The sequence below is a fragment of the Citrobacter sp. U14242 genome, assembly GCF_046555775.1.
In the GTDB taxonomy this organism is placed as follows: Bacteria; Pseudomonadota; Gammaproteobacteria; order Enterobacterales; family Enterobacteriaceae; genus Citrobacter.
The window spans coordinates 200,204-224,024 of record NZ_JBKGLW010000010.1 but is presented as its reverse complement, the minus strand read 5'-3'; the positions used below and the strand labels follow the sequence as shown (position 1 = coordinate 224,024).

Genomic DNA, 23,821 nt, shown 5'->3' with positions numbered 1-23,821 from the left:
AAAAAGGACGTGAATATGGCATGCCAGGGGTTATGCGCAACGAAGGGCTTAACGATATTGCCAGTGCGGTATGCCGTTGTGCCAGAAAATGTTACTGCCAATTTACCGGGATGGGCGAATGATCCGTGCATCACTGGGGTAAAACTTGCTAATAATGAAAAGTACACTCTCCGTGCTCTTCGTCAGGGTTACCTTTACGTCTTCTATGAAAAAGGGAAACAAGGTACTAATTACTGGCAGTGTTACAGCGTTGCTCCTGACGGTTCGTTGTGGCTACAGCAGGTTGCCTCTAATCCGGCATCGGTAGATGAACCCCTTTGTACGACGGGGGAACACATCGCGCAAAACGTTGAATTTATGAGCATTGAGTCACCGGATAAATGTGGCAATGTGTGGTTTGCATTTAGCCAGTATCCGTGGGAGCAGGAAACGCTTGATCGGTATCGCTCAACGCCCAAAGATCGCGGTGAGAGAATGCAGAAAGTTATGCCTTCTGTGTCTGGGGCTCTGCGTACTAAAACAGGGGCCGATGTCACGGAGTCAAACCTGAATCAGGTTCTGGACTATCAGATTCCTTTTGTTTTTGGTCTGTTGCCAGGGCCGGATGATGTAAAGGTTGCGAATGTCAGCCGGGCATCGTCACTCTGGGACCCGACGGTGGATGATCCCTGGAGGGTCAATGATGACGTGGTGAAATTGCAATCTAGCCTGTATCCATGGGCGCGAAACCGCAGTGGCATGGCAACCGCTACGGTCACGGCTATGCAAAACCGAAGTGAAGGGATGACGCCATTACTGCTTCCTCTTTGGGACCCGGTGGGGATAGTTCATGAACTTAATGGCTGGAGCCAGGATGTACTGGGACGTCAGGCGCAATTTTTACAGGAACGGGAGCTGGAACTGTCGACCAAAACCAACCTTGATGCGTTAAAAACAATACTGAGTGAGAAAGCGCAGTTAAAGGGGGAGACTATACTGGAGCGATTTGCTCAACCTGAAAATACGATGCTGTCGGAAAAATATCTTGATGCTCGTCTGAATACTCTGGAACAACGTTATCAGAATAAGCCCGATGTGCTGGCGCAAATCAGGGCTGATGACAAGCTGGTCAGAGCATGGCATGCACAGAATGTAGCTGCAACGTATTCCGAAAGTGTATTGATGAGTTCGCCAGAACCTCTAGCCCTCCACCAGAAACGGGTTGCTGCGATAAAGGCTCAGGTTGATAAAGAATTAGCTGAACGCCCCCAGAATTTCAGTGATGTGCGTGCCAGAAGCTGGGAACCTTATCAGGCAAAGCTGACCGCTAACCGGCAGGCAAATTTTGACACCTGTTATAAAAGCTTGGGCGACAAAGTGAACGAACTCTTTCAGAAGCGGATAGTCAGCGTGGTGAACTGGCTTAGCGCACCACTGCTGGTGACTATCCTGGATGATTTTCATTGCACGGCAGACAGAGCCGGAATGTTTTATCAGTCATCCGTGGGCATGGCGATGAACGGCATCAACAGCTGTCCGGTAGGAGCCAAAAAGCTTGACGGGTGGTGGGGGGAATACAGCACAGGTAACCGTACCAATCTGCTGTGGCGGCATGTGACGGCAAACAATCCGGACCTGATGGCGGAGCTGGAGCCGTTTCTGGCGACGGTGAAAGGCCGGAAGGATGAAGAGGTGACGCCGCTGACGGCCACTGTCGTGACGTCGAGCTTGTTTCAGCAGGCCGGAAGCCTGAAAAAGCTGGAAGGGTATTATCAGAAATCTCTGGCTAACGTCGTGAAAGGGTTACAGGAAAATGCCAGTAAATTAGAGACCGAAATCTTCAAAACAGACGCGTTTATCGTGACAGTGGGAGACCGGGTAAGCCGGGTTCTGCTGGTTGATAAGATGGGAGAGAAGCTTTCGACCACCGCGTTCCGCCTGGTGTTTATGGTAAGGGCAGGTATCCCGTCAGAAAAAGTCCAGACCATGGTTAATGAATATCTTCATGATGCCCCGGCTCTGCGCAGTACGGTGCTGGCAGGCATTCGCAGCAGTAAACGCTTTATGGCAAGCCAGAGCGAAGTGACGACCATAAAACAGACGCTGAGCAGCAAGCTGGAAGAGCACTTTGCGACAGAGAAAGGCCAGGGTGAGTACCGTCTGGTGAAGATAAACAGCCTGCTGCTGGTGCTGAATGCGGTGGATTTTATCTACCTGTGCGGCCAGGTAAGTGATGACAAGAAACCAATGGCAAGTCTGATGGCGAGCGGGCTGGCGATGGTGAGCCAGGGTACTTCGGTGTTTTTACCGGCAATAGAGAAGGGGCTGGAAGCCCGGCCACTGACAGTGGCATGGATTAAAGGGGCCGGTGCGGCTGCGGGTGGGGCGGCTTCGCTGTTTTCGGTTTATGCGGATGGAGCCAGTGCTTATGGTGAGCTGAAAAACAATCGTTTTTCACTTTCAGTTGTGCTTATTATTAAAACTGCGGTTGATGGATTAGCAGTCACAAAATCCATCGGCCTGCTGTTGGAGCTTATCGATAAGCCACTTGCGCAAAGGGCTGCGGGAAAAATCACTGGTTTTCTGGCCGCAGAGTTTTTAGGTATCCGGGTACTTGCGGTGCTGATGACCTGGGAAGCAATGGTGGCGATAACGCTACTTCAGGTGATCGCGACTTGGATATCGGATGATGAACTTCAGTTGTGGTGTAAAAAATCAGTATTTGGTACAACTCCGTTAAACCGTACTATGGTGGAGCAGGATAAAGCCCTGGAAGCGGCAATAAAGGATATTTCATGAGTCCAGTTGAACAGAAGCAGGCATGTTCTCGGTTTATCAAGCCTGAAAAATTAGCCGATTTACGGACTAAGCAAGAAATAGAGGTGATGAATGGCAGACCGTGGACACGGGCACTACCGCCACCGCCGGTATTACCGCCATATGGTCCCCTGGAAAAAATTAGTGGCCGCCTGGAGTTCTTCAGTAGCGAATGTTTTCGGGAATATTTTGACGTCAAGGCGTACCGGACCAGCAGTCTGCCGGATACATCCGATGGTCAGCGTGGTGCAGCCGCAGCAATTGCTATTGCAGCAGGGAGTCCTGGCGTTGGGGCGGTAATTATGGCCGAGAGCGAATCATCAAATGACACGGCTGAATATGTTCAAGGCACAATTAACGGCAAACCCTTTCGGGGCTGGGTGGGAACAACCCGTCTTAAGGCTGGAGACAATGTGGACATGATTGCAGAGTGGCAGTATGACCATTATGAAGTATATGCCATTGCCCTTCCTGAAGAGCGAATAGTTTCAATTTGCCCGAAATGCGATATGGGGCATATTGCACATATGCAGTGGCGAATTAAGAATATGTTTGTTTTAATTGTGATTCTGATGCTTATGTTTGTAAGTGTATGCATATATATATGTTTTACTGAAGAGAATTATGAAGGTGAGTCATTTATTCAACGTTTTTCTGTTTTTCTTTTAATAGCATTATGTGTATCTACGGCAATATCAGCAGTGATTGCTGTTTTGGCATATAAAGCTTGTGCATCAACGCGCTGTAAATTAGCGGAGGGGATATTTAATCTGCTGGGTATAAAAAATTCCGCAACAGTTAATCTCAATAAAATAACAAAAGAACGAGAGCAGCAGTTGAAAGATAAAGGTAAGTGGCATGACCCTGGTGATAAGAATAGGCCTGCATGCCCGAGTGGAACGGTTCTTTATTCAGCAGAATATTGGTTCTATTACTAAACATCACTTTTAAACCGTTCTCTGGCTGACCAGAATAAAAATCCGGAAGTGGCAATAAAGGATATTTCATGAGTCCAGTTGAACAGAAGCAGGTATGTTCTCGGTTTATCAAGCCTGAAAAATTAGCCGATTTACGGACTAAGCAAGAAATCGAACTGATGAACGGCAGACCGTGGACACGGGCACTACCGCCACCGCCGGTATTACCGCCATATGGTCCCCTGGAAAAGATTAGTGGCCGCCTGGAGTCCTTCAGTAGCGAATGTTTTCAGGAATATTTTGACGTCAAGGCGTACCGGACCAGCAGTCTGCCGGATACATCCGATGGTCAGCGTGGTGTAGCCGCAGCAATTGCTATTGCAGCAGGGAGTCCTGGCGTTGGGGCGGTAATTATGGCCGAGAGCGAATCATCAAATGACACGGCTGAATATGTTCAAGGCACAATTAACGGCAAACCCTTTCGGGGCTGGGTGGGAACAACCCGTCTTAAGGCTGGAGACAATGTGGACATGATTGCAGAGTGGCAGCATGACCATTATGAAGTATATGCCATTGCCCTTCCTGAAGAGCGAATAGTTTCAATTTGCCCGAAATGCGATATGGGACATATTGCACATATGCTGTGGCGAATAAAAAATATGTTTATTCTTACGGCGATATTATTGTTTATGTTTATGTTTATGTTTATGTTTATGTTTATGTTTATGTTTATGTTTATGTTTATGTTTATGTTTATGCTCGTTTTACAAGTTTATTTTAATGACGGTGAGATATCTGCTTATTGGTCGGAATATCATGGGCCAATATACATGATGCTAGCCATGTCATTGTGTATATCAGCGTTAATCGCCTTTTTTGCCTATAAAGCTTGTGCGCCCACCCGATGCAAACTGACAGAGGAAATATTCCATCGGCTGGGAATGAAAAATTTCGCGACAGTTAATCTCAATAAAATAACAAAAGAGCGAGAGAATCAATTGATAAAAAAAGGTAAGTGGTATGATCCTGTCGATAAGAATAAACCAGCCTGCCCCAGTGGGAAGTTTATTTATTCAGGGGAGAATTGGTTTTACTACTGATGGCATTTTATATGCCTGAAAAACATAAATGAAGTAATATTTTCTTTCTGAGTTATAGGTGTCGATAAACCATAGTAGGTATTTATAAGATATATCTTGTGGGGGTAATTATGGATAGTAAGCACTTTTGCGATATAAAAGAAATAATCACCAATGCTGCTTTTGGAAAAAACAGACGATGCTTTCTCTTGATAGATGCTTCTTTAGAGCAGTATCAGTCAGATGCTTTTTTGCACGATATCATTAAAGACTATAAATCTTATCCTGTTATATTCCATCAGAGAGAGCTTCAGGGGGCTTTACCAATCTTCCTATTTCCTCTAAATTCGATGAGTGAAAGAGACAGTGAATTATTTAATAGTAGTATTTGTCATTCGCTAAATGAGCTGAAAAGCGAGAAGCTTGATTCAGGAGAAGGACGTAGCGTCTGTGCGTGGATCTCGTCGGAATTAACAGGGGAGCAGCTTGCTGAACAGATCGCTTTGTCCGCCGTACAGTCGATTCGAACAGTTGGTGATATATTACTTCGCTATTTCGATCCTTCAGTATTTGGTCCATTGATGCCACTATTGGATAGCTGGCAAAAGCAACAGCTGTTAAGCAATATTAATGTATGGTCCTATATTGATGGGGATGGTAATGCTCAGGTAGTGAATGGCGATGGAGAATGTAAAAAAAAATTAAACTACTCACTCGGATTAACAGAGTTAAACGTATCAGAAATGAGTCGGGTGCTGGTTGTTAATAAAATTTTGCGCGTATATCGAAAAATGAACGTTGTTGATAAACTCAGTGAGTGCGAGGTGGTGAAATTATTGCACCCTGCACTGAACTATTTTTATTCCTCTTTCTCTCCATCCGATAATGATGTTATTGAGTTTGGACTTGATGTGCTGAGCGCGCAACGACTATTTTATCAGGATGGTGTGTTTGATAAGTACATATTTCCCCATCACAATAAAACCCTTCAATCATACTCGGAAATTAAATCCGGAATTGACAGTCAGACATGTTAAGGGGTTGATTTCTTGGTTTGAAGAAAATATGCCATAAACAATGATGGAGAACTATATGAGTTGGCCGGTGCAAATAATTCCTCCAGATGATAAGGTCCCTGAAATAAAATGGAGGAAGTGGTTTTTTTCTTTCTTATGCATTTTGTTGTTTATTGTGGTGAGTTGGGGCGTGGCTAAAGTTATTGCTCCTACTGAAGAGAGTAAATTTTTAAGATTATTTACTTTGTTGTTTTTTTTATGGCTGTTTGCTTATTCTATTATTCTTTCCGTTAGAATCTATTACTATGGTGTGTGTTTGTCGGTATTTGAAGCAAGGGAGCTCGAAGTAGCGTCAGTCAGAAAAGACTGGACGGCATGGGCTAGCCAAAAATTTCATGTGTCCACTTATAATTTGTTTCTCCCTGATCTAATATCAAAAACAGATATAGCATCGTCTAATTTTGTTGAAATATATAAAGAGCAGCAATTAAAACTACGTGGCCATAATGGAGAGGCGTATACTGAAGAGCAATTGATTTATGAATTGTTGTCGTCGGTTAGGTCAAAACTAATAATCCTGAAAAAGTCATGTGTGTTCGATGTTATATTCACCTATGGTAGTAGTTATGCTACTTTCTCGACCTTTAAAGAATGTTGGGCTGCAATTGGTTTTGCTGGTGATTGCTTAGGTAATTACTACGATTGGGATGATACATTAGAGCAAAAGTTTGACACGTTATCTAATATTGAATCTAATCGTGTAGCAATAATAATATCTGCAAACATTGAAGGTGTTGAAAAATACTGTTCTGACTCAACTGAGTTCGCTTCAATTCTGTTAGTGACTCATCAAAGTAAACTAACGGAAAACGAAAATAATAGGATGGTTTTGCGAACGATGGCATGCAGCAAAGGTTTAACTAAAAAAGAATTTATACATATGATGAATTACCAGCCAAATGTGCTCGGTTCGTCAATAGTACTTTTTAGTAATATGAGTGCAGATGATGCTTTAGATGTTTCAAATGTATTAAAAACCTCATCTTTATCTATGAATATTGAATGGGAATATGAGGCGCAACATTTAAATTTAATGCTGGGTAACTTAGGAGACCCTCATTTTTGGTTAGTGCTTGCGCTAGCCCTTTTCATATCTGAAAAAAACAATGAGTCGGTTTTGATGGTCGCCAGTGTTGGCGAAGATTATGTTTTTAATGTCATTAACACGTCTGATGATAGAGGAGAACATTAAATTGAGCACCTCAGCAAAATGGCGCGTTATTGGCCTTATCTCCTGTCTCGTTATCTTTGGTGTGCTGACTTTTATAGGATGCTACTATTATGGGGATATTTTGGGTTGGGCATCGCCTAAAGAAAAAGTGAGCCTTTGGTTCTTAGGCATGTTTTTATTCTCCGCGTTCCTTCTGTTGATGAATTTCGGTGTGTGGTTCTATCGAAGAGAGCCACGCTTTCACTTTCATACTGGTAGATGGGAAGAGTCCAGCGCAGCTAATTCTAGCAGTAAATATAAAAAGTCCAGCAAAAAGAATCCAGTAACAGCTCACCTCCGCCGCCGCTACGGCCTTTTCTGGCGCCGCAAAGTTCGCCTCCTCTTAATCACTGGCGACGAAACCGCTATCGATCAACTGCTCCCCGGCCTGCAAAGCCAGCAGTGGCTTGAAGGCAACCGTACCGTTCTGTTTTACGGCGGCAGCCTGACTGCTGAGCCCGATAAGGAAAAATACGCCGCGCTGCGTAAACTGCGCCGTGGTCGCCCACTGGACGGGATTGTCCGGGTCATTGCTGAAGGGCAAACGCTCACGCCGCAAATCAGCGACAGCGACCTGCGCGGGCTGGAGAAAATCAGTGAACTGCTGCGCTATTCCGCCCCGGTCTGGCTGTGGAAACTGTGCGACAGCGACTGGTCGCAGACGAAGTGCCCTGAGCAGGCTGTCGGGGCAGGCTTCCCGCTGCGTGCCAGAGAAGAGGATATTACCCGTCAGCTTGAGCTGATGCTGCCGGAATTGCGGGCGCAGGGTGTCAGTCAGGTCATGGAGAATAACCGTCACGACTTTCTGTTACGCCTGGGTCAGCACCTGAAAGAGGGCGGTATCAGCCGCTGGGTTCAGCAGTTGACGCCATGGTTGTCAGCCTCCCGGCAACGTATTCCGCTGCGTGGCCTGATGTTCAGCCTGACGGGAAGTCAGTCGCCTGAAAACGCCGTTGCTTACGCGGATGCTGAGAATAATATCCCAGATTCGCGGCGTCATGCCCTGACCCTGCCGGTGACCTGGGATGGCGTCGTTGACGACTGTACCCGCGTGCGTGGCCGCCGTGTCGGGCTGCCCCGGGAGCAGACGCTCGCCTGGACGCTGATGACCATTATCGGTGTCTGGATGGCGGGGCTGATACTCTCTTTTGCCATGAACTATGGGCAGATTTCATCTGTAGCGGGAAAAGCCCGCAACCTGGTGGAACATCCGTCCGTTTCTGATACTCAGCTGACGGCATTGCATGAACTGCGTAACGACGCGGGTCGGCTGCAACACCACATCCGGAATGGCACGCCCTGGTATCAGCGCTTTGGTCTTGATCATAATCAGCTACTACTTAGCGCCATGCTCCCGTGGTATGGCGTCGCGAACAATCGCCTGATTCGCGACCCGGCAAATGATGCGCTCACGCAGAAACTTAGCGTACTGGCAAATTCCGTCCCCAACAGCGACCAGCGTGCGCAGCTGGCGAAACCGGGCTATGACCAGCTTAAAGCCTGGCTGATGATGACCCGTCCTGATAAAGCCGACGGCGAGTTTTACGCGCAGACTATGAAAACCGTGCAGCCGACGCACAGGGGCATTTCAACGGGCCTGTGGCAGAGCCTGTCGCCAGACCTGTGGGCGTTCTACATCTCCGAACTGCCCAATCAGCCACAGTGGAAAATCACGCCGGATGCCTCTCTGGTCAGCCAGAGCCGTCAGGTACTGTTGCAGCAGATTGGCCGACGTAATGCGGAAGGGACGCTGTATGAAAATATGCTCAAATCGGTACGGCGTAACTTTGCGGATGTCTCTCTGGAAGACATGACCAGTGGTACTGATGCCCGACGTCTGTTTACCACCGATGAGGTGGTCCCGGGGATGTTCACCCGTCAGGCCTGGGAAGGCGGTATTGAGCAGGCCATTGAGAAAGCGGCCAACACTCGCCGGGATGAAATAGACTGGGTGCTGAGTGACAACCACAAGGCCGTGTCTGCGGATCTGTCACCGGACGCGCTGAAAGCGCGTCTGACCCGGCGCTACTTCATTGATTTTGCCGGCAGCTGGCTTAACTTCCTCAACAGCCTGCGACTTAACCCGGCGCACAACATCGCCGATGTGACCGACCAGCTGACGCTGATGAGCGATGTGCGTCAGTCGCCGCTGATTGCCCTGATGAACACCATTGCCTGGCAGGGGCAGGCCGGGCAACAGACGGAAGGCCTTTCTGACTCCATCATTAAGTCGGCTAAAGATCTGGTAGGCGGGAAAGACAAACCTGCTATTGACCAGTCGGCCACAGGCCCGCAGGGACCGCTGGATGACACCTTCGGACCTTTACTGACACTGGTGGGAAAAAATAACGCCAGCAATGTGATGTCTGCTGACAACACGCTGAGCCTGCAGACGTACCTCACCCGTATCACCCGCGTGCGTCTGCGTCTGCAGCAGGTAGCGAGTGCCTCCGACCCGCAGGAGATGATGCAGACGCTGGCGCAGACGGTTTTCCAGGGCAAAAGCGTGGATCTGACCGACACGCAACAGTACGGCAGCCTGGTGGCGGCAAGCCTCGGGGAAGAGTGGAGTGGTTTCGGCAACACGATGTTTGTACAGCCGCTGACTCAGGCCTGGGAGACGGTGTTGCAACCGTCAGCCGCCAGTCTGAATGACCGCTGGAGCCGCTCGGTGGTGGCAAACTGGCACACGGCCTTTGAGGGGCGCTTCCCGTTTGCGGCGAGCAGGAGTGACGCCTCCCTGCCGATGCTGGCCGAGTTTATCCGTAAAGACAGCGGTCGCATCGACCGGTTCCTCGCCACCGAGCTTAATGGCGTCCTGCACAAAGAGGGGAGTCAGTGGGTGCCGGACAAGGCACACAGTCAGGGGCTGATATTTAACCCGGCGTTCCTGCGGGCGGTAAACCAGCTGAGTCAGCTGTCGGACATTCTGTTTACTGACGGCAGCCAGGGGATAAGTTTTGAGCTACAGGCCCGCCCGGCACCGCAGGTGGTGGAAACCCAGTTAACGATTGACGGGCAGAAGCTGCATTACTTTAACCAGATGGCCGACTGGCAGTCGTTCCGCTGGCCGGGCGAAACCTGGAAACCGGGAACGATGCTGACCTGGACGTCGTCCAGCGCGGGTGCGCGGCTGTTCGGGGATTACAGCGGCACCTGGGGTTTCATTCGCTGGCTGGAGCAGGGTAAGCGTGCGCAGCTTGATCGCAGCCAGTGGATGCTGAGCTTTACTGCGCCGGACGGAAAAACGCTGCAGTGGGTGCTGCGCTCACAACTCGGGAAAGGTCCGCTGGCGCTGCTGAATTTGCGTGGTTTCACGCTGCCGGAGCAGATATTCAGTGTCGACAGCGCGGCCACCGCTCAGGCGCTGATGACCAACACCGGAAACAGTGACATGGATGGAATGGAATAATGGCGACATTACAAAGCGTACTTCACGCCTGCGGCGCTGATGAGAAGACTTTGCTGACAAGTGCGCGGTCACACAGCGCTCAGTGGGCACGCTGGCTGGAGCCGATTAGCGACAATGAGCCAACCGGCGAAGATCCGGGCTATGACGACGATTTTCAGCGCATTCGCGAAGAGGTCAACAAACTTTCCGGTATTGATACCGGACTGATTTGCGAGCTGACGGAAAAGTTGCTGACCGGCACCTGCAAAGATCTGCGCGTTATCACCTTCTATGTCTGGGCGCGCCTGCATCAGGACGGTGAATCCGGTTTTGCACAGGGGATTGAACTTCTGGCGGCAATGCTTGAGCGGTTCGGTTCCCGGCTGCATCCGCGTCGTGAAAGGAGCCGTAAAACGGCCCTGGAGTGGCTTGGCAGCAGTCGCGTGACTGACAGCCTGTCTTTGTACCCGGAAGTGGATATGTCTGTTATGCAGCGCATTACAGGCGGGCTGCTTCTGGCAGAGCAGTCTTTTCAACAGTTTGATGATGATGCCCGCCCGGAGCTAGGGGGGTTGTACCAGGCTCTGGATAATCGCCTGGTACAGAACGGCGGTGCCAACAGTCTGGTGCCACAGACCAGCCGGGAAGAGGGCGCAATAACGGTGTCAGACTCTTCAGCGCCAGTGATGAGTGCTGTCACGTCAGGACGTGATTTACTCGATCAGGCTAAGGTGCTGGCGAAATACCTGCGCTCCCTGCCGGGAGGCTGGCTGGCCGGACATCATCTGCTGAAAAGCGTTCGCTGGGATACGCTAACGGAACTTCCGCCGCTGGATGCCTCCGGGCGTACTCGTCTGGTCCCGCCTAAACCCGATAACAAGGCGCACCTCAAACGCCTCTATCTGCAGAAAAGCTGGTCTGAATTGCTGGAACATACGGACACGTTGCTGGCTCAGGGCGTCAATCATCTGTGGCTGGATGTGCAGTGGTATGCCTGGCAGGCGCTGGTGAAACTGGATAATGACAGCGTGCGTGCCGATATTCTCTGCCGTGACCTTCAAGGTTTGCTGGCGCGTCTGCCGGGTCTGGAAGCGCTCGCTTTCAGTGACGGCACACCTTTCGCTGATGAAGTCACCATGAACTGGATAAACGAAAGCGTGCTTGATGACATGTCAGGATGGAAAGATAAGCCGGTATCAGCCGTACCTGCTGGCAGTGATGATGTACTGACGCTGGAGTCTGAAGTGCTGGCGAAAGCGGACGGCGAAGGCATTGAAGCTGCGCTTAACTGGCTTTATGTCCAGCCGGGATACACCTCTCCCCGGGATCGGTGGCTGATGCGTCTGCTGATGGCTCGGGTAAGCGAACAGTACGGTAAAAACGAAATGGCGCTGCATTTGCTGCGCGAACTTGATAGCGATGCCAAACAACTGACCCTCGAACAGTGGACGCCGGAACTGATGTTTGAAGTCAAAGCCCGCAGACTCAAGCTGCTGCGCGCTAAAGCCGGTCGCAGTGACGTAGATAAAACGCGCCTGCAGGTCGAAATGGAGTCGCTGCTTTCCGGACTGGTTGCTTTAGATCCCGCCCGTGCAGTCGTTCTCTGCGCCTGATGATTCAATAAAAGATTATACAAACTATGGAAGATTTAACCCTGCGTTATTACGACGCTGAAATGCGCTACCTGCTGGAAGCCGGCGAAGAATTTGCCCGTGCACATCCTGATCAGGCGGCAATGCTCAATCTTGATAAAGCGGGTGCGCGTGACCCGTACGTGGAACGCCTGTTTGAAGGCTTTGCCTTCCTGATGGGGCGGCTGCGAGAGAAGCTTGATGACGACCTGCCTGAACTGACTGAAGGGCTGGTCAGCCTGCTGTGGCCGCACTACCTGCGCACCATTCCGTCGATGTCCGTGGTGGAGTTCAGCCCCGACTGGCGTGAAATGAAAGAGCAGATGCGTATCGTCAAAGGATTCGAAGTCCTCTCCCGGCCAATTGGGGAAAAAGGCACACGTTGCCGGTATACCACCACCAAAGAGATCAACCTTCAGCCGCTGTCGCTGGAACATGCCCGTCTGTCGACCGATCCTGATGGTCGTTCTGTTGTCACTTTGCGCTTTAACTGCAGCGAACTCGCGGACTGGAGCCGTGTCGATCTCAGCCATATTCCTTTCTATCTCAATGCCGATGCGCCACTGGCCTGCGCCATGCACGAAGCGTTCACCATGAATGTGGCCCGGATATGGCTACGCATGCCTGGCGATGTGGACAGAAGGCCGCTGGCCGGGCATTTCACCGCACTCGGGTTTGGTGATGACGATACCCTCTGGCCAAAGGGCTGCAGCAGTTTCAGCGGCTATCAGTTGCTGCTGGAGTATTTTACCTTCCGCGAGAAATTCATGTTCACCGGCCTGCGTGGGCTGGAGACCGTGGCCTTTCCGACTGAGATCCCATGGTTTGAAATCGACGTGGTACTGGCGCAGCGCTGGGAGCATGACTTCAGCTTTAGCGAAAAGCATCTGCGTCTGAACTGTGTGCCGGTAATTAATCTGTTCCCGCTGGAATCCGACCCGCTGACGCTCAATTCACTGCAGACAGAGTACATGCTGCGCCCGATGCGTGTGCAGGATGGCCATACCGAGATTTACGCCGTGGATTCGGTGATGTCATCAAGCCAGCATACTTACGTGCCGTTCTCGAGCTTTCGCCACAAAGGCGGAATGATGCGCCATGAAGCCCCGGAATATTACTACCACACCCGCGTACGCCGTGGTCCGTCCGGGCTGCATAACACCTGGCTTATCCTCGGCGGTGAAGCGTTTGATAATCACACCGTCCCGGAAGATGAAAGCCTGTCGCTGACGCTCACCGGGACCAACGGCCAGCTACCACGGCGTGCACTGCAGAGCACCGTGCTCGACACCGTGATGAAAACCACCTCGGCCAGTATTGCGGTACGCAATCTTTGCGCGCCAACGCTGCCCTGTTATCCACCCGCGCAGGACCGTTTTCACTGGCGCGTATTGAGCCACCTCGGCAGCGGATTCCTGTCGATGATGGATAACGCCGATGTGCTGCGCGGTACGCTGGCGCTGTATGAGTGGACCGATAGTGAGATGAACCGCCGCCGTCTGGAAGCCATTATCGACGTGAAGCACAGCGAAACCGAGCGCTTTGAGCAGGGCTACCTGGTACGCGGCGTGCAGATTGAGGTGACGCTGGACAGTCATGGTTTTGCCGGACGCGGCGATATCTGTCTGTTCGGCGAGATGCTGAGCCGCTTCTTTGCGCTCTACACCGACATCTACCTGTTTAACCGCCTGATTATCATTCTGCAACCGACCGGAGAGCGCCTGGAATGGGAAGAGAAACACAACCGCCGCATTCCCGGCTGACCCCGCGGCTGGAGGCTGACCTTCACCGCATTAACTTTTACCGCTTGTGTCAGTTGCTGGAAAAACTGAATCCCGACAGGCCATTGATGGGTTCAACCAGCCATCCTGGTGACGACCCGGTGCGCTTTGCGCCGCATCCGGGTATGGGCTTTCCGGTCAGTGAGCTGAAGGCGGTTGAGTACGATGAAGACGATGACAACAAACCGCCGGTTATTCGTACCACGTTTATGGGGATGTATGGTGTTGATTCCCCGTTGCCGACGGCCTATCTCGATGACATCACCCAGCGCCGGGAAGGGCATGAGGCGCTGCAGGGTTTCCTGGATATCTTCAGCCACCGCATCCTGACCCAGTTTTACCGCATCTGGCGAAAATACTCCTATCCGGCAGCCTTCGAACCCGGTGGTTCCGACAGTATTTCACAATCGCTGCTGGGTCTGGTGGGGCTGGGTATTCCCGGTACGGCAAACCAGATTGCCACTCCGGTGTCGCGCTTTCTGGCATTACTCGGCGTGCTGCGTCAGCCGGGTAAAACCCAGGAGGGGATTCAGTCGCTGATTAGCCTGCTGGCACCGGATACCACTGTGCAGGTCAGCCCCTACTGCCTTCGGCCAGTGGAAGTGAATCAGCCGCTGGGATTTTACGGTAATGATGATTTTCTGCTGGACGGCAATACGCCACTGGGTGACGAAGCAATGGATGCCAACAGCCAGTTGCTGATTGCCCTGTCCACGGATAATGAGCAGGAAGCGCTGGGCTGGAAGCCGGATGGCCTGCTGTATCAGGATTTTCTGGTCATGCTGCGGGTGTATCTGGGCTGGCGATTCAAAGCAAAAATCACACTAACAACGCAGACCCGCTTGTTGGCCGTGCCACCACTTGGTGACGGTCCTTTTTGGCTGGGCATGAATGGTGTATTGGGTGTGGGCGACGATGAATTTCTGGACGATATCCCGCAAACCTTTACGACGGAACTGGGTTATTACACCGGGCTGGAGCCTGCGAAACCACAACAAGGAAACCGATGTGTTACGTACAAATTTAACTAAGACCACGTGCTGGCTACTGCCGCTGCTGGCATTCAGTCTGGCAGGCTGTGGAGTGACGCAGAGCGTCACTGATGGCACTAAATCGGCCTTCAACGCCGTTTTTTACAAGAAGATTAAGGTACTACACCTGGATTTCACCGCTCGTGAAGCCCTGAACACCGATGCACGTGAGAGCAACTCGCTCTCGGAGTCGGTTGTGGTGCGAATTTATCAGCTCAAAGATAATAAAACCTTCGACAAGAGCGTGTACCAGCAACTACTGAAAGACAGTGAAACGGCTCTCGGGGCCGATCTTTTGGCCACCCGCGATGTGGTGGTTAAACCGGGCGCAGATGTGCTGCTTGATATGCCGATGGAAGAGGGGGCGAAATACGTTGCCGTGGTGGGATTGTTCCGCCATCCCGATGTGGTGAAAAACACATGGAAGCTGATCATAGACCGTGAAGAACTCGATCCGGACAAGGCCCGGGTGATTGAGGCCGGGAATAACCATCTGACGCTGTTACCGATAAAGGATAAATAATGCCTCAGACCCACAACTCCCCCTCGCTGTATGAGATGCTCGCGGGTAATTTCTCCGGTGGCCTCGACCTTCACCAGGTCAGTGAAGAAAATCAGGTCATCCTGTCCGTACTGGACAACATGCAGCGCGTTCTTAACTGCCGCGCAGGAACGCTGGCGCATCTGCCAGACTACGGCCTTCCGGATATGACCAAAATCCTGCAAGGGATGCCCGGTACGGCGCATGAGCTGATGGGGACTCTGTCGGCAGTATTACTCAAATATGAACCACGCCTGAAAACAATAGCGGTTGTGCTGCTGGAACAGGACATCCCTGGTGAACTGCGTTATGCCATTGACGTTGAACTCAAAGGTATTGGCCTGGTACGCTATGGCACGGAGTTTAAACCCGAAGGGCGGGTACTGTTGAGACACCTCAAACAACAGCAGTATGTGGAGTAAACGTTGCTTTAACATCGTTTCCCGGGTTCTCCCCCCTCAACAGTTAATAACAGCAAAACGGCATGCCGGGCTGTTTCCCGTAAGCAAAATAACGCGATTTATTGTGTTGTCCTGTCAAATGGATATCTGGTCATGAATGACATTCACTCTCGTAAAATTAAAACCGGCGGCGATCCGCGTATGCTGGCGGATTATGCGGCTCTGCGTGATGAGCTTGCTAAACTCTCACACCCGGCGCGGCCAGATGTTGACTGGGGTCGCGTTGAGCAACTGAGCCTGGCATTGTTTCGTCAGAACGGCGTTGAACTGCAAACGGTGTGCTGGTACACGCTGGCGCGCACACGAATCAGCGGGCTGGTGGGGCTTAACGATGGACTCGCTATTCTGGAGGCGTTATTAACGCATCAATGGAGCGTACTCTGGCCACAACCGGTTCACGCCAGAATGGAGATCCTCGCCGGATTCAGCCAGCGCCTGCAATCCGTATTGCGGACCCTGAGCCTGAATTATATTGACCTGCAACAGATTTATAAGGCGGAACAGCATCTGAACGCTGTGCGTGAGCTTTTGCAGCGCCTGGAGTTGAAAAACGCCAGCCAGATAGGGGAACTGTGCTCATTTATGCACAATGCGATACTACGTCTCGAAAACGTGGAGCCGGGAAATAGCGTGCCAGTCGCCGTGACTTTATCCACTTCCGCCGTTGACGCATCCGGCCTGGTCTCTGCTGTTCGGTCTGAACCCTTGATTTACATTGTCCGGGAAGAACCCGACGCGCCCCGCGTGATTGCGGAATCCCCTGAATCAGGGCGCTGTCGACCATGGAAGCCTTTTGCCGGAGGGATGCTGACCATGCTGGTTCTGGGCGCCTTAGGCGTAGGGAGCTGGCTGTGGCTGTCTCCGCCAACAATCAATTCACTCCCGGCTGTCGCTGACGAAACGTCCCTGAAGGCGCTGACGCAACTCTCTCCTCTGTGGCTGCAAAATTACGGTTTTGCGCTTGCGGCAACGGCTCAGCCTGCTGACGCTGAAAAACTGCAAGCACAGTGGCAGCGCTATATCGACGGTAATGCCTTACCCGTATCATCACTTTCAGGCTGGCATGAGGGCATGGATGGACTTCAGGCATTAACTCAGCGTCTGAACGCACTGGACGAGCGGAAGGGGAAATACCTGACCGGCTCTGAACTGAAGTCGATGGTCTTTGCCATCACGCAGAATTTTGGTCGTTCGATCCCTGTTGAAGAGCAACTGAACCAGTTAAATCAGATGCATCCCGGGGCACCATTGTCAGCTGCATTGATACAACAAACCGATATGCATCTGCATCAGCTAATGAATCGCTATATGCTGATAAAACAACATGCTCAATTTTAATTCGATCACGCTGAGCAAAATCAGCCAGTCTGAAAACTCACCAACATGATGAATAAAAGCGCCCGCAAGGGCGCTTCCTTTATTCGAAGGATTAAACGTATAACTGCGTTACGGATGAGTGACAAAGCGAGACAGGCGCTGTCGCAGCAGGCGATTTTCCTGACGCAGCTGTGCATTCTCTTCTAACAACGTCAACGCAACGGCTATCCCCGGCCAGTCAAGTTCCAGCTCCTGACGCAGGCGCAACGCGCGTTGCACGACGGTCAGCGCATGATCATCAAAGGTTTTATCCTCACGGGGTTCGACAACCCCCAGCCCGACAATCTCAGTTAGCTCCTCGGCAGAAACGCCGGTATGCAGGCAAAACTCGGTAATGGTAAAGGTGACGGTAACGTTAGCCATTATGCTTTCCCCCACTCTTTGCGCGGATCAAAGGATTTCTGTGCGTCCGCCAGCTGTTGCCACAAGGCGGCGCTGTTGTCGTCAGGCTTGGGCGGCATCACAATTTTGATCACCGCGTACAGGTCGCCGGTCTGTTTTTTACTCACCAGTCCTTTGCCCTTGATGCGTAATCGTTGCCCGGCCTGACTACCCGGTGGGATCGTCAGCAGGATGCTCTCTTTGAGTGTGGGTACAGTCACTTTCGCACCCAATGCGGCTTCCCATGGGGCAAGCGGAACGACAACTTCCAGATCCTGATTAACAATGTCAAACAGCGGATGCGGCGCGATATGAATCACCAGCCACAAATCGCCGTTCGGGCCGCCGTTCTCACCGGGCGTGCCCTGGCCTTTCAGGCGAATGCGCTGCCCATTGCCGACACCGGCCGGGATCTTAACGTTGAGGGTTTTGGGGATTTCCCGCTCGATCATGCCAAACGCATTGTATACCGGCAGGTTGTAACTGATGGTGCGGCTATGCTCAGCCAGCGTTTCTTCGAGGAACACGGCCACTTCGATTTCGATATCGTGACCCCGACTGGCACGACGTTGCCGTGACTGATGTGCATGCTGGCCAAAAATTGAAGAGAAGATATCGTCGAAATCTTCAGCGCTGTAGCTTTGACCTTCTCCTTGCTGGAACTGACGATTAAACTGCGGATCGTTGCGATGCTGCCACAGCTGGTCGTATTCGGCGCGTCGCTGTTCATCGCTCAGCACTTCCCAGGCTTCGGCAACTTCTTTAAAACGGGCTTCAGCGTCGGGTTCTTTGCTGACATCGGGATGGTATTTTCGCGCGAGACGACGGTAGGCGGTCTTGATTGTCTTGAGATCGTCTGTCGGCTTCACGCCCATAATGGCGTAATAATCCTTTAATTCCATAGCGTTCTCTCGTGTAAATCAACACATGAAGAAGGCAATCCCTCTCAAAAGGTATCACCGTTAAGTTTAGGGTAATCCTGATAGGCACGAATGCCAACCATGAAAAAGAGGGGCGCTGGTCATAAAAGGTTCACTGGCTAATGCGGTGAGCCTGCTTGTTTATTTACCTATCACACTCACCTTTTCCAGTTTCACCAGACTTTTCGTTGTTGAGCGAAGCATCTCATTTTATCTGGCAATAGAGTGGCTGAAATTAACAAGGGAGAGATACTGAATGATCGCCGTTATTTTTGAAGCAGATGTGCATCCTCAGGCTGGAGAGCGATATCTTCAGCTGGCCTCAGAGCTGAAGCCATTGTTGGCCGAGATCCCCGGGTTTATTGCTATCGAACGATTTCAGAGCATTAATACGCCCGGGAAAATGCTGTCACTTTCATGGTGGGAGGATGAAGATGCCGTGCTCAGGTGGAAATGCAACGTCAGGCATCAGGCCGCACAACAGGAGGGTAAGCAGTTGATTTTTTCATACTACAGAATACGTGTTGCCACTGTTTTGAAGGATTACGCCTCTGAATAAGGTTCTGTCAGTGTGTATGACAGTTAACCGTCAATAATGTCCGCCTGTAGAAACAGGAGCCAGAACAGGCTCTGGCTCCTGCTGATGGCGCGTCAGGAATATTAACGGCTTATCACGGTTTGGAAAAAAGAAAACGAACGGTGTCAACGTAGTTCTGGACAAAAGCATTAACGTTATCTGATTTTAATCCTTTCGGGTTAACCATATATTTACCCTTGATAAAGATAGCCGGTACACCTTTCAGGTCCATCGCTTTAGCCAACTCCTGTTGCTTTGCCGTTAATGATTTTACGGCAAAGCTGTTCCACGCAGCATCATAGTCGCTTGCACTGACGCCCGCGCGGATAAATACATTGCGAATATCATCTGCTGTTTTAACCGTTTGTTTTTTCTGCACGGCATCAAACAGTAAAGGTTTTACTTTATTTTCCACGTTTAACAGCATAGCGACAGACCAGGCGTGCGTCATCTCCGGCCCCAACGGACCTAAGAAATCGACGTGATATTCAGTGAGGTTGACATCATTTGGTAATACTTTTTTCACATTATCAGTGACTTCCAGAACTTCATCGTATTGGTAGCATGAAGGGCAATAAAATGAAAAAAACTTAAGCGCAGCGGGCGCTGACGCAACTGGTTTTTCAAGTGAAATATATTCCTTGCCATCGGTAAATGTTGCTGCCTGAACGCTCACAGTAAAAAATAAGCCAAGAAGAGGGAGTAAGATTTTTTTCATTTCCATATACTCTAAATAACATTTAACAAACAACTTTCTTTGATGATGAACATAACGTTCATTGCGGTAAGTTATAATACAATATTCATCCGAAAATGTGCTGACTCTTACTTTCATTTACGTAGGAATATCCACTGACGGACGTCTCATTCATTTTTATCGTCAGTGGTTAAATATCTGTTGGGACGTTTTTGGAATGGCAGATAGTAAACCAGGTGATATTTCCAGCTTTGTTTTATTAGCGCTATTATTTTGTAATGGTGAAATTGATTAACAATATTAATCATCATTTCTGGGCAGAGTGCTGTGGGAGGAATAAGATTTGACCGACCTCTGCCGACATAACTTTACAGGGCAAAGGTTGCCAAAACCTCGCCAGTGACTAAGATAACTCGCGTCAATCAGTGAGGGTATAATGGCAAAACGTCAACGGATGGGATGGTGGTTCCTCTGCCTGGCATGTGTTGTGGTGATGGTATGCACCGCGCAGCGCATGGCGGGTCTGCACGCGTTGCAGATGAGCACCGCGACCACTGCTGTTGTCGTGAGCGCCCAGGTCGATACCGATGAAGCTTCGCCCGTTACCCCTTGTGAACTGAGCGCGAAGTCATTGCTGGCTTCGCCGCCGGTGCTGTTTGAAGGTGCCATTCTGGTGCTCTGCCTGCTCTTGTCGCTACTGGCGCCGGTGCGGGCTTTTCGTCTGCCGTTTTTCCCACCGCGAGCTATCTCGCCACCCACACTCAGGGTTCATCTCCGATTTTGTGTCTTCCGTGAATGACAGAGCAGCCGTTGCTGACTGTTAGATAATTATTCACGGAGAAAAAATATGAAGACTGTTTCCAGGCAGGCGCTGCTCTGCCTGTTATTGCTATGGCTGCCCGTATCCTGGGCGGCTGATATCGGCTGGCTGCGTTCACCCGATAACGACCACGCCAGCGTGCGGTTACGTGCCGATACAACTGCAGACGGTGAAACCCGACTGCTGCTGGATGTCAAACTGGAGGATGGCTGGAAAACCTACTGGCGATCGCCGGGTGAGGGCGGTGTAGCACCGTCCATTGTCTGGAAAGATAAAATGCCTGCTGTTGATTGGTACTGGCCGACACCCGCGCGTTTTGAGGTCGCCAGTATCACCACCCAGGGATATCACGATAATGTCACCTTCCCGATGGTAGTGCGCGGGACGCCACCGGCTACGCTGAGCGGCGTATTGACGCTTTCGACGTGTAGTAACGTCTGCCTGTTAACGGATTTTCCCTTTTCCGTGACCCCATCCGCCCAGGACCCGTCTTTTGCTCATGACTATGCGCAAGCGATGGGGCAGATACCGCTGGCCAGCGGCCTGACCGATTCGCTGAGTGCCGGGGCGCGAGCCGGAGAGCTGGTGGTTAAGGCGAGTCGGACGGGGGGCTGGTCTGAGCCAGGCCTGTACCTGGACACCGTTGATGATGCGGATTTTGGTATGCCGAAAATCCGCGTAGAGGGCGAAACGCTATGGGCAACGGTTCCGGTTCATGACAGCTGGGGGGAAGGGGCGCCGAATCTTCGTGGTAAGCAACTTACACTGGTTCTGGCTGATAACGGTGTTGCACAGGAAAGTCGTCTTGCCATTGGCGATGCTCCAGTGGTGCAGAATGCAGAGATCCCGCTGTGGCAGGTGGTGCTGATGGCGTTGTCAGGCGGGTTGATCCTTAACTTAATGCCCTGCGTGCTTCCGGTGCTGGGCATGAAGCTGGGCTCGATTTTGCTGGTTGAGGAGAAAAGCCGTCTTCAGGTTCGCCGCCAATTTCTGGCATCGGTGGCTGGCATCCTGGTTTCTTTTATGGCCCTCGCGCTGTTGATGACGGTGCTGCGCCTGACCAATCAGGCGCTTGGTTGGGGGATCCAGTTCCAGAGTCCGTGGTTTATCGGCGTAATGGTGCTGGTGATGCTGGTCTTCAGCGCCAGCCTGTTTGGGCTGTTTGAATTCCGTTTGCCTTCAACGATGACCACCACATTGGCGACCCACGGTGGCAATGGCCTGGCCGGGCATTTCTGGCAAGGCGCGTTTGCGACGTTGCTTGCCACACCGTGCAGTGCGCCGTTCCTGGGGACGGCAGTGGCGGTGGCGTTGACCGCCTCGTTGCCGACGCTATGGGGGCTGTTTCTGGCGCTTGGGCTGGGGATGAGTTTGCCATGGTTGCTGGTGGCACTGCGTCCGGGTCTGGCGCTGTGTCTGCCGCGTCCGGGGCGTTGGATGAATATCTTGCGGCGTCTTCTCGGCGTGATGATGCTTGGCTCGGCTATCTGGCTGGCAACATTGCTGCTCCCGCATCTGGGGGTCACAAGCCAAAGTACAGCCAAAGAGAGTGTGAACTGGCAACCGCTTAGCGAGCAGGCCATCGAAGATGCACTGGCACAGCATAAGCGCGTATTTGTAGATGTAACGGCTGATTGGTGTATTACCTGTAAAGTTAATAAATACAATGTCCTACAAAAAGAAGATGTCCAGGCGGCACTGCAGCAACCCGATGTGGTGGCCCTGCGGGGGGACTGGACACTGCCCTCTGAAGCGATCGCCGAATTCCTGAAAAAACGCGGCCAGGTTGCTGTGCCGTTTAACCAAATTTATGGCCCCGGTCTGCCGGAAGGTCAGGCGTTGCAGACGCTGTTAACCCGTGATGTGGTGTTAAACACGCTGGTAGATGCCAAAGGAGTCACGCCATGAAAATGATGATTGTTCTGCTGTTATCCCTGTTTTCTGCCGTCAGCGTGGCGCAAGAACCTGCGCCATTTACACCGGAGCAGGAAAAGCAAATTGAAGCGTTAATTCAGGAAGCCTTGTTTAACGATCCTGACAGCCCACGCATTGGGGCGAAGCAGGCAAAACTGACGCTGATTAATTTTACCGATTACAACTGCCCGTACTGCAAGCAACTGGATCCGATGCTGGAAAAAATTGTGCAGAAATATCCGGATGTGGCGGTGGTGATTAAGCCGCTGCCGTTTAAAGGCGAAAGCTCGGTGCTGTCGGCGCGAACTGCGCTGACGACCTGGCGTGAACACCCGCAGCAGTTCCAGGCGCTGCATGAGAAACTGATGCAGAAAAGAGGCTACCATACTGCCGCCAGCATCAAACAGGCGCAGGAAAAATCGGCGGCGACCCCGGTCACGCTGGATGATAAAAGTATGGAAACGCTGAGCACTAACCTGCAACTGGCGCGGCTGGTGGGGGTGCGGGGTACGCCTGCCACGATCATCGGCGATGAACTTATTCCCGGCGCCGTACCGTGGGAAACGCTGGACGCGGTCGTCAAAGAAAAACTGGCGGCCGCAAATGGTCAGTAAACTGCGGCGCTGGATGCGCGAAGGACTCATCTTGCTGGCGCTGCTTGTGGGCGGCATGCTGCTGATGGACGCATGGCGAGCGCCCCAGTTCCCCGCATCTTTTGACAGTACGCCTTTGCAGACGCTGGATGGCGAAACCGTCACCCTGGCGTCGCTGAGTCAAAACAAGCCCGTATTGCTCTATTTCTGGGCCAGTTGGTGCGGTGTTTGTCGCTTCACGACGCCGGAAGTCGCCAGATTACAGCGGGAAGGGGAAAACGTGATGACCATTGCGCTGCGCTCCGGTGATGAGGCGGAGGTGGCGCGCTGGCTGGCGCGTAAAGGCGTAGACTTTCCTGTCATCAACGATGCCCGCGGGGCCATCTCCCGCAGTTGGGACATTAGCGTCACGCCGACGCTAGTGGTGATGTCGCAAGGTCGTGTGGTATCGACAACCAGCGGCTGGACCAGTTACTGGGGAATGAAGCTACGCCTCTGGTGGGCAAAAACTGTCTGATTCTGATGCCGGGGAAACCCGGCATTTTTTATACGATAAAATGGCAATCAAAACATGTTGTTCTGATATTTAATCCCAAAGCTATATCGTAATGACTATATAGTTTTTATC

Annotated in this window: 20 protein-coding genes; 17 read left to right on the top strand and 3 right to left on the bottom strand. The window is 51.5% G+C overall.

Going from position 1 to position 23,821, the window contains the following annotated elements; genetic code table 11:
• Window positions 1–15 precede the first annotated feature (15 nt).
• From ACLJXE_RS18020 to ACLJXE_RS17965, 12 genes are all read left to right on the top strand, one after another.
• Entirely contained in the window at window positions 16–2,778 is a 2,763-nt protein-coding gene (locus ACLJXE_RS18020; protein WP_410751590.1) for a T6SS effector BTH_I2691 family protein, read from the top strand.
• On the top strand, window positions 2,775–3,734 hold the full coding sequence (locus ACLJXE_RS18015; protein WP_410751589.1) for a putative type VI secretion system effector: 960 nt from the start codon (window positions 2,775–2,777) through the stop codon (window positions 3,732–3,734). The genes ACLJXE_RS18020 and ACLJXE_RS18015 overlap by 4 nt, the downstream gene beginning before the upstream one ends.
• Window positions 3,735–3,802: 68 nt before the next feature.
• Complete coding sequence (locus ACLJXE_RS18010; protein ID WP_410751588.1) at window positions 3,803–4,813, top strand: putative type VI secretion system effector; 1,011 nt, start codon at window positions 3,803–3,805, stop codon at window positions 4,811–4,813.
• Window positions 4,814–4,923: 110 nt separating this feature from the next.
• Entirely contained in the window at window positions 4,924–5,829 is a 906-nt protein-coding gene (locus ACLJXE_RS18005; protein ID WP_410751587.1) for a hypothetical protein, read from the top strand.
• A 55-nt stretch (window positions 5,830–5,884) separates the two neighbouring features.
• A complete protein-coding gene (locus ACLJXE_RS18000; protein WP_410751586.1) occupies window positions 5,885–7,060 on the top strand; it encodes a hypothetical protein in 1,176 nt (391 codons plus the stop codon).
• Window positions 7,061–7,208: 148 nt separating this feature from the next.
• A complete protein-coding gene (locus ACLJXE_RS17995) occupies window positions 7,209–10,490 on the top strand; it encodes an ImcF-related family protein (protein WP_410751585.1) in 3,282 nt (1,093 codons plus the stop codon).
• Window positions 10,490–12,082: a type VI secretion system protein TssA gene (gene tssA, locus ACLJXE_RS17990; protein WP_410751584.1), complete on the top strand. Its 1,593-nt coding sequence runs from the start codon at window positions 10,490–10,492 to the stop codon at window positions 12,080–12,082. The genes ACLJXE_RS17995 and tssA overlap by 1 nt, the downstream gene beginning before the upstream one ends.
• Before the next feature lie 26 nt (window positions 12,083–12,108).
• Window positions 12,109–13,863, top strand: a complete 1,755-nt coding sequence (gene tssF, locus ACLJXE_RS17985; RefSeq protein WP_410751583.1) for a type VI secretion system baseplate subunit TssF — start codon at window positions 12,109–12,111, stop codon at window positions 13,861–13,863.
• Window positions 13,827–14,912, top strand: coding sequence for a type VI secretion system baseplate subunit TssG (tssG, locus tag ACLJXE_RS17980; RefSeq protein WP_410751582.1), 1,086 nt, complete (start codon window positions 13,827–13,829; stop codon window positions 14,910–14,912). Before tssF ends, tssG begins: the two co-directional genes overlap by 37 nt.
• Window positions 14,890–15,435, top strand: coding sequence for a type VI secretion system lipoprotein TssJ (gene tssJ / locus ACLJXE_RS17975; protein WP_286628178.1), 546 nt, complete (start codon window positions 14,890–14,892; stop codon window positions 15,433–15,435). The genes tssG and tssJ overlap by 23 nt, the downstream gene beginning before the upstream one ends.
• Complete coding sequence (gene tssE, locus ACLJXE_RS17970; RefSeq protein ID WP_410751581.1) at window positions 15,435–15,875, top strand: type VI secretion system baseplate subunit TssE; 441 nt, start codon at window positions 15,435–15,437, stop codon at window positions 15,873–15,875. The genes tssJ and tssE overlap by 1 nt, the downstream gene beginning before the upstream one ends.
• A gap of 132 nt (window positions 15,876–16,007) precedes the next feature.
• Complete coding sequence (locus tag ACLJXE_RS17965; protein ID WP_410751580.1) at window positions 16,008–17,252, top strand: VasL domain-containing protein; 1,245 nt, start codon at window positions 16,008–16,010, stop codon at window positions 17,250–17,252.
• 108 nt (window positions 17,253–17,360) lie between these two features.
• On the opposite strand, the gene cbpM is transcribed toward ACLJXE_RS17965, so the two are convergent.
• Together cbpM and cbpA are read right to left on the bottom strand one after the other, a co-directional pair.
• Window positions 17,361–17,654 (bottom strand): chaperone modulator CbpM, encoded by a 294-nt coding sequence (gene cbpM, locus ACLJXE_RS17960; RefSeq protein ID WP_410751579.1) that lies wholly within the window; start codon window positions 17,652–17,654, stop codon window positions 17,361–17,363.
• Window positions 17,654–18,574, bottom strand: a complete 921-nt coding sequence (cbpA, locus tag ACLJXE_RS17955; RefSeq protein WP_410751578.1) for a curved DNA-binding protein — start codon at window positions 18,572–18,574, stop codon at window positions 17,654–17,656. The genes cbpM and cbpA overlap by 1 nt, the downstream gene beginning before the upstream one ends.
• 274 nt (window positions 18,575–18,848) lie before the next feature.
• Between cbpA and ACLJXE_RS17950 the strand changes: the two genes are divergently transcribed.
• On the top strand, window positions 18,849–19,151 hold the full coding sequence (locus ACLJXE_RS17950) for an antibiotic biosynthesis monooxygenase family protein (RefSeq protein WP_286628173.1): 303 nt from the start codon (window positions 18,849–18,851) through the stop codon (window positions 19,149–19,151).
• Window positions 19,152–19,263: 112 nt separating this feature from the next.
• Here the strand turns inward: ACLJXE_RS17950 and dsbA are convergent, their stop codons facing one another.
• Complete coding sequence (gene dsbA / locus ACLJXE_RS17945; RefSeq protein ID WP_286628172.1) at window positions 19,264–19,887, bottom strand: thiol:disulfide interchange protein DsbA; 624 nt, start codon at window positions 19,885–19,887, stop codon at window positions 19,264–19,266.
• A gap of 415 nt (window positions 19,888–20,302) precedes the next feature.
• On the opposite strand from dsbA, the gene ACLJXE_RS17940 reads away from it, so the two are divergent.
• From ACLJXE_RS17940 to ACLJXE_RS17925, 4 genes are read left to right on the top strand one after another with little or no spacing between them, the layout of a single operon-like run.
• A complete protein-coding gene (locus ACLJXE_RS17940; RefSeq protein ID WP_286628171.1) occupies window positions 20,303–20,665 on the top strand; it encodes a copper resistance protein in 363 nt (120 codons plus the stop codon).
• Window positions 20,666–20,713: 48 nt separating this feature from the next.
• Window positions 20,714–22,594 carry a protein-disulfide reductase DsbD family protein gene (locus tag ACLJXE_RS17935; protein WP_410751577.1) on the top strand — a complete coding sequence of 627 codons (1,881 nt, stop codon included), beginning with the start codon at window positions 20,714–20,716 and terminating at the stop codon, window positions 22,592–22,594.
• Window positions 22,591–23,214, top strand: coding sequence for a DsbA family protein (locus ACLJXE_RS17930; protein WP_410751576.1), 624 nt, complete (start codon window positions 22,591–22,593; stop codon window positions 23,212–23,214). Before ACLJXE_RS17935 ends, ACLJXE_RS17930 begins: the two co-directional genes overlap by 4 nt.
• Window positions 23,204–23,710: a protein disulfide oxidoreductase gene (locus ACLJXE_RS17925; RefSeq protein WP_410751575.1), complete on the top strand. Its 507-nt coding sequence runs from the start codon at window positions 23,204–23,206 to the stop codon at window positions 23,708–23,710. The genes ACLJXE_RS17930 and ACLJXE_RS17925 overlap by 11 nt, the downstream gene beginning before the upstream one ends.
• Window positions 23,711–23,821 lie beyond the last annotated feature (111 nt).